Genomic DNA, 7030 nt, shown 5'->3' with positions numbered 1-7030 from the left:
CGTCACACTTTTTCCCTGTTACACACACCAATCAACGTAACGGGGCCCCGGCCCACCTCCGGGGGGGGGGGCCGCTGTTCGGCGGTGATACGTCAGGCCTCTTTACTCGGCCTTCTTCGGCGCGGCCTTCTTGGCGGGCGCCTTCTTGGCAGCCGGAGCCTTCTTGGCGGCGGGCGCCTTGGCGGCCGGAGCCGGAGCCGGCTCGGTGCTCACGGCGACGACCTCGGCATCGACAACCTCGTCGGCGACCTTCTCGGCCTCGGCCTTGCCACGACCCAGCAGGTCGGTGACCTTGGCGAGGGCGTCCTCGGCACGCGCGGAGGCATCCTTGTACAGGGTCTCGACGCGGCCGAGCTGCTCGTCGACGGCCTGGTTGGCGCGCAGCCGGTCGACAGTCTCCTCACCGCGGACGGCGAGGTCGGCGTAGATGTCGAGCGCCTGGCGGTAGTACTGCTCGGCCAGCTTGCGCAGCTCTTCCGGGGTGAACTTCTCGCGCAGCTCGGCGAGGTCCTCCGGCAGCTCCGACGGCAGGCCGGCGATGCGCTCGCGCAGGGTGTCGAACTGGGCCTGCACGTCGGCGGGGACGTTGGCGATGCGCTCACGTGCCTCGTCGACGCGGGCCTTGGCATCGGTGGCGACGACGCGCTCGCGGACGTCGGCGACGACCTCGTTCACGGCGGCGTAGATGGCGTCACCTGCGCCGACGGTGGCGAACAGCGGCTTGGTCACGGTAGCGGTCTTTTCGGTCATCAGTCTTCGCTCTCCTGGCGTGGCGGAGTGTCAATTGTCGTGAACGAAACGTCGCTGTCCCGTTCGATCCCCCCTGAGCCGGCTTCTTCCCCGTTTTCCCGGCGAAACGACTCATAGATTTCCAGCAACACCTGTTTCTGCCGCTCGGTCACCGAAGTGTCCGCTAGCAGGGCGTCCCGGACCGGGCTGTGCGGACGCTGTTCGAGATATCCGGCCCGCACATACAACACCTCCGAGGAAACACGCAGCGCCTTGGCGATCTGCGCGAGTACTTCGGCGGAGGGGTTACGCAATCCGCGTTCGATCTGGCTCAGGTACGGATTGCTCACCCCCGCCAGCGCGGCGAGTTGACGTAAGGACACCTGCGCAGCTTCGCGCTGGGACCTGATGAACCCTCCGATGTCTTGTGCCGCGTTCGCTACACGTCCCTCGGGCTGGTCTGCCATCACTCACCTTCTGGCGGTTGTACGGTCAATACTAAATCAGGGTGCTAGCTATTGCAAGCACGTCTGTTAGCACAGTGTCGGTTAACGGTCCGGCTCAGTGGAACAGCAGCTGCGAGATCGTGTAGATGGCCAGGCCCGCGAGCGAACCGACGACCGTGCCGTTGATCCTGATGAACTGCAGATCCCGGCCGACCTGCAGTTCGATCTTCCGGCTCGCCTCGTCGGCGTCCCAGCGGGCGACGGTGTCGGTTACCAGAGTAGAGATCTCGGCCGAGTAGTTACCGACCAGATAGCGCGCGCCGCGGTCGATCCAGCCGTCGACCTTGCCGCGCATGGCCGGGTCGTCGCGCAAGCGCTCACCGAGCTGCTGCACATTCTCGGCCACCTTGCGGCGCAGGGTGGAATCGGGGTCGGAGGCCGACTCGAGAATCAACCGCTTGGCCGCGCGCCACGTCGCCTCGGCCATTCCGGTGATCTGCTCGCGGCCCATGATCTCGGCCTTGACCTTCTCGGCCTTGGCGATCATCGCCTCGTCGTGCTGGAGATCGTCGGCGAAATCCTGCAGAAAACGATCGGCGGCCTGGCGCAATTCATGATCGGGATTCGAGCGCACCTTCCAGGTGAACTCGACCAATTCCCGATAGATTCGCTCGGAAAGCAACGTATTGACGAATTTCGGCGCCCATTGCGGCGCGTCCCGCATCACAATGCGATCGATCGTCTCCTGGGATCCGAGCGCCCATTGATGCGCGCGTTCGGCCAGCAGATCGATCAGCGGCAGCTGCCGATTGTCGGCGATCAATTCCGAGAGCACCCGCCCGATCGGCGGACCCCACAGCGGTTCGGCGATCCGTTTGACGATGGTGTTGTCGATGATCTGCTCGACGTCCTCGTCGCGCAGCACGCCGACCACGGCGGTCAGGATCGTCGAGCTCTCCTGCGCGACCCGCGCCGCGTGCCCCGGGTCGGCCATCCACCGGCCGACTCGCAGCGAGATCTGCGCGGAGTCCAGCCGCGCCGACACCACGTCGGGCGCGAGGAAGTTGGTGCCGACGAAGGCGCCGAGACTCTCCCCGAGCTGGTCCTTCTTCTTGCGGATGATCGCGGTGTGCGGGATGGGCAGGCCGAGCGGATGCTTGAACAGCGCGGTGACCGCGAACCAGTCGGCGAGCGCGCCGACCATGCCCGCCTCGGAGGCGGCGCGCACATAGCCGACCCACTCGCCGCCACCGCCGCGCGATTCGAGCCAGCGGCACAGCAGGTACACCACGCTGGCCACCAGCAGGAATCCGGTGGCCAGTGCTTTCATCTTGACGAGGTCACGTCGTTTACCAGCCTCGTCGGTCATGACCGCGAAACCCGCGGGTTGCGCCGCGGGTTCGGTCCGCGGCGCGAGAACCGCCGTATTGCCGGGAGCTTTCTCCATAGCCACCATTCTGCTGTGCGCGCCGCGACAGTGCCGCCGCCAGCCCGCTTCGCGGTGTGGTAAATGCCGCAACGTCGACCAAACGAGCGCCACCCCACTCCGGCGCGCCTAAGCTGTAGAACAAGACACGCCACATCGACCACAAGGGGGCTGTTCTGTCCACCGAAGACCTTGTCGAGATCGGCGAGCAGACCGGGCGCGCGACCGTGCGCGGCGGCGGTCCTGTCGACGGCCGCAAACGGCGGTGGCGACAGCACAAGATCGACCGCCGCGAAGAGCTGGTCGACGGCGCGCTCAACGCCATCCGCGCGCGCGGCAGCCAGGCGGGCATGGACGAGATCGCCACCGAGATCGGCGTGTCCAAGACCGTCCTGTACCGCTACTTCGCCGACAAGAACGATCTGGTGCACGCCACCATGCAGCGGTTCATCGAGACCACGCTGCTGCCCCGCGTGTACGGCGCGATCAACCTCGACGCCGACGAGTATCAGCTGGTGCGCGCCGCGATGACCGAGTATGTCGGCACCGTCGACGACGACCCCGAGGTCTACCGGTTCATCATGAGCAACGCCGCGGGCGACAAGTCCTCGCTCGCCGAGTTCGAACGGCTCTTCGCCGAAGTGGTCGCGGCCGTGCTGATCGACCGGGCAGGTGGCAAGGGCGTGCGCACCGACGGCGCGCTGCTGTGGTCGTACGTGCTGGTCGGCGGCATCCAGCTGGCCACACACTGGTGGACGACCACCGACAAGGCCATGCCACGCCAGGACGTCATCGACTACCTGACGATGATGGCGTGGTCGGCGATCGAGGGTGTCGCCAAGGCGGGCGGCTCCCCGGAGCTGTTCACCGCACAGAGCCACCCCCTGCCGGAGATCCCCACGCTGCCCTCCTGACCGGGGGTTTTCCCGGTATCGCCGGAGCCGGGCTCGACATCGCGGCGCGGTTGGTTACGCTGAACCGAGCGGGACGCTGTGGCTTGCGTCACCGCCGGCGGTCGTGTGACGCTACGCGTCTACGGCCGCCCTGCGCGTCGGCACCAATGGAGGTACCACGATGGCGAAGAACGTGCCGACATCCCGGCTTGCCCGCGGGACGAAGCTGGGGGCGGTAGCGGCGAGCTCGGTCATCCGTTCGAAGAAGACCAGGCTCTCCATGCGCGGTCGGTCCGAGGCCGTGCGCGCCAAGATGGCCGAGGAGTCGATGATCCGCACCACCGAGCAGGTGGTCATGGTGCTGGGCACCATGAAGGGCGTGGCGATGAAGCTGGGCCAGATGATGTCGGTGCTCGATCTGGACCTGGTGCCGCCGGACCATCGCGACCGGTTCCAGCAGCGGCTGGCCGTGCTGCGCAATGCCGCGCCGACGGTGTCGTTCGAGGCCATGCGCGCGGTGATCGAGGAGGATTTCGGCCGCCCGCTGGCCGAGGTGTTCGCCGAATTCGACCCGGAACCGATCGCGGCAGCCTCGATCGGCCAGGTCTACCGGGCCACGCTGCACGACGGCAGGGCCGTCGCGGTGAAGGTCCAGTACCCCGGCGTCGACATCGCGGTGCGCGCCGACCTGAAGAACCTCACCATGTTCCGCCGGGTGCTGTCCTCGGCGATGCCGTGGATCACCCCGGCCGTGCTCGACGAGCTGAAGCTGAACATGGAGGCCGAACTCGACTACGTCGCCGAGGCCGTGACCCAGACCGAGATCGCGAACCTCTACCGGGATCACCCGTTCATCGTGGTGCCCGCCGCGGTGCAGGAGCTCTCGACCACCCGGGTGCTGGTCAGCGAGTTCATCGAGGGCACCGGATTCGACGAGGTCCGGAAGCTGCCCGCCGACCAGCGTGACCGGGTCGGCGAGATCATCTACCGCTTCTACGTCGGCTCGCTGTTCACCTTCAACGAGTTCTGCGGCGACCCGCATCCGGGCAATGTGCTGCTCGCTCGCGACGGCCGGGTGGCCTTCCTCGACTTCGGCCTGTTCAACCGCATGGACCCCAAGCTGGTGCACTTCGAGATCCTGTGCCTGCGCGCCGCCGCGGAGGACCGCGCGGAAGACCTGCGGCAGTTGATGATCGAGCGCGGGGTGATCGATTCCCCGGAGGAGATCGGCGCCGAGGAGTGTCTCGAGTACGTGCTCTCCGCCTCGGAGTGGTGCCTGGTCGACGAGGAACTGACCATCACCCCCGAACTGGCCAGCGGCGCGTTCCTGCTGGCTGTCGACCCGCGGGCCAGCGAGTTCACCGGCATGAAGCAGCAGAACCTGCCGCCGGAGCACCTGTTCTCCCGCCGCGCCGACTTCCTCACCTTCGGTATGCTCGGCCAGCTCGACAGCACCAACAACTGGCATCTGATCGCCAGGGAATGGCTCTACGACGAGCCGCCGGTCACCGAACTCGGTCTGGCCCACCGTGAGTGGCTCACCACCCATCCGCCGAAGCCGGCGAAGAAGCCGCGTGCCCGCAAGGCGGGCACTCGATGAAAGGCGCGTCATGCCGCAGCTCTGTGAGTTCGACCTGATCCTGTTCGGCGCGACAGGGTTCGTCGGCAAACTCACCGCCGAATACCTGCTCACCGCCGCGCCCGAGGGCGCCAAGATCGCGCTGGCAGGCCGGTCGGCCGACAAGCTCGCCGCCGTGCGCGCCGAGCTGGGCCCCGCCGCCGCGAACTGGGAACTGGTGGTGGCCGATTCGACCGACCCCGCCTCGCTCGCCGCGATGGCCGAGCGGACCAAGGTCGTCGTCACCACGGTCGGCCCGTACCTGCGTTACGGCATGCCGCTGCTCGGCGCGTGCGCCGCCGCGGGCACCCACTACGCCGATCTCACCGGTGAGCCGCTGTTCATCCACGACGCCATCGAGCAGTTCGAGCAGACCGCGGTCGACTCCGGCGCCAAGATCGTCAATTCCTGTGGCTACGACTCGATTCCGTCGGACCTGAGCGTCTACGAGCTCTACCGGGCCGCCGTCGCCGACAACACCGGCGAGCTCGAGGACACCACGCTGGTCGCCTACCTCAAGGGCGGAATGAGCGGCGGCACCATCGATTCCGGCCGCGCGATGATGGAAGACATCGCCGCCGACTCCGCGCGCGGCCGCATTCTGGCGCACCCGTACTCGCTGAGCCCGGACCGCACGATGGAGCCCGACGTGGGCCGCCAGTCCGATCAGGCGCTGGCCCGCGCCGACAGCATCGATCCGAGCCTGGACGGCTGGGTCACCACCTTCATCATGGCCTCGCACAACACCAAGGTCGTGCGCCGCACCAACGGCCTGCTCGGCTGGGCCTACGGCAAGCAGTTCCGCTACCGCGAGGTGATGAACGCGGGCAACTCGGCCGCCGCGCCGCTGGTCGCCGCCGGTATCGCGGGCGGCATCGTGGCGGGCATGGCCTCGGGCGCCGTGCTCTCGCGCGTCTCGCTGGGCCGCAAGCTGCTCGACCGGATCCTGCCCAAGCCCGGCACCGGCCCCAGCGAAAAGGCCCGCCTCAGTGGCTGGTTCACCATGAAGACGTTCGCGCGCACCAGCTCCGGCGCCAGGTACCAGGCCACCTTCTCCGGCACCGGCGACCCCGGCTACCAGGCGACCGCCGTGCTGCTCGGCCAGAGCGGCCTGTGCCTGGCCTTCGACGAACTCCCGCCGCGCGCAGGCGTTCTCACCCCGGCCTCGGCCATGGGCGAAACGCTCACCGACCGGCTGCGCGAGGCGGGCATGACGATCGAGGTCGCACGGCGGTGAACCTAGCCCGCAAGACCATGAACGCGCCGGCCCTTGCCGCGGTGTACGAGCACGCGTGGCGGCCGACGCTGTTCTATCTGGCCAGCGGCCGCACCACCGGCAGCGACCGCCGCGAAGCCGTCGACACCCTGCGGCTCAGCGGTAACAAGAAGGTGCTCGATCTCGCCTGCGGCCCCGGCAATTTCACCAAGTATCTGAGCGAATTCCTCTCCGGCGACGGCTTCGTCACCGGCCTGGACTACTCCGAGCCGATGCTGGCCAGGGCCGCCGCCGACAACGCGGGCCCGCGGGTCGGCTATGTCCGCGGCGACGCGCGCACCCTGCCGTTCGCCGACGGAACCTTCGACGCCGTCTGCTGTTTCGGCGCGCTGTACCTGATCCCCGATCCGATCGCGGCTACCCGCGAGATGATCCGGGTACTCGCGCCGGGCGGCCGGATCGCGATCACCACCAGCTACCGCGAGGACAACCTGTTCGGCCGGGCCAGCACCATGGCCGCGGGCTTGAGCGGGTTGCGCCTGTTCGACCGCGACACCTTCCCCACTCTGTTCGCCGAGGCGGGGCTGGTCGAAATCGACCAGCGGGTGCGCCGTTTCATGCAGTACGTCGACGCCACCCGCCCCGCCTGACCGGTCGTAAGGTAGCTCGGCGGTAGCCTTCGCCGCATGGACACGCTGAACT

The 7030-nt window shown here is 67.8% G+C and carries 7 protein-coding genes; 4 read left to right on the top strand and 3 right to left on the bottom strand.

Annotated features, from left to right (window positions below; translation table 11 throughout):
- Positions 1 to 102 precede the first annotated feature (102 nt).
- The 3 genes from ACFWPJ_RS20300 to ACFWPJ_RS20290 form a co-directional block, all read right to left on the bottom strand.
- Positions 103 to 750 (bottom strand): heparin-binding hemagglutinin, encoded by a 648-nt coding sequence (locus tag ACFWPJ_RS20300; protein ID WP_378853514.1) that lies wholly within the window; start codon positions 748 to 750, stop codon positions 103 to 105.
- Positions 750 to 1196: a helix-turn-helix domain-containing protein gene (locus ACFWPJ_RS20295; RefSeq protein ID WP_378853512.1), complete on the bottom strand. Its 447-nt coding sequence runs from the start codon at positions 1194 to 1196 to the stop codon at positions 750 to 752. Before ACFWPJ_RS20295 ends, ACFWPJ_RS20300 begins: the two co-directional genes overlap by 1 nt.
- Before the next feature lie 94 nt (positions 1197 to 1290).
- Complete coding sequence (locus tag ACFWPJ_RS20290; protein WP_378853510.1) at positions 1291 to 2622, bottom strand: DUF445 domain-containing protein; 1332 nt, start codon at positions 2620 to 2622, stop codon at positions 1291 to 1293.
- A 206-nt stretch (positions 2623 to 2828) separates the two neighbouring features.
- On the opposite strand from ACFWPJ_RS20290, the gene ACFWPJ_RS20285 reads away from it, so the two are divergent.
- The 4 genes from ACFWPJ_RS20285 (at position 2829) to ACFWPJ_RS20270 (ending at position 6978) form a co-directional block, all read left to right on the top strand.
- Entirely contained in the window at positions 2829 to 3515 is a 687-nt protein-coding gene (locus ACFWPJ_RS20285; RefSeq protein ID WP_378853508.1) for a TetR/AcrR family transcriptional regulator, read from the top strand.
- Positions 3516 to 3675: 160 nt separating this feature from the next.
- A complete protein-coding gene (locus ACFWPJ_RS20280; protein ID WP_378853506.1) occupies positions 3676 to 5094 on the top strand; it encodes an ABC1 kinase family protein in 1419 nt (472 codons plus the stop codon).
- A gap of 10 nt (positions 5095 to 5104) precedes the next feature.
- Positions 5105 to 6349, top strand: coding sequence for a saccharopine dehydrogenase family protein (locus ACFWPJ_RS20275; protein WP_378853504.1), 1245 nt, complete (start codon positions 5105 to 5107; stop codon positions 6347 to 6349).
- Complete coding sequence (locus tag ACFWPJ_RS20270; protein WP_378853502.1) at positions 6346 to 6978, top strand: class I SAM-dependent methyltransferase; 633 nt, start codon at positions 6346 to 6348, stop codon at positions 6976 to 6978. Before ACFWPJ_RS20275 ends, ACFWPJ_RS20270 begins: the two co-directional genes overlap by 4 nt.
- Positions 6979 to 7030: the final 52 nt, after the last annotated feature.

Origin of the sequence: Nocardia sp. NPDC058497 (genome assembly GCF_042720195.1) — a bacterium.
Lineage (GTDB): Bacteria > Actinomycetota > Actinomycetes > Mycobacteriales > Mycobacteriaceae > Nocardia.
The sequence above is the reverse complement of the archived record's forward strand: the minus strand, read 5'-3'. Positions and strand labels throughout refer to the sequence as shown.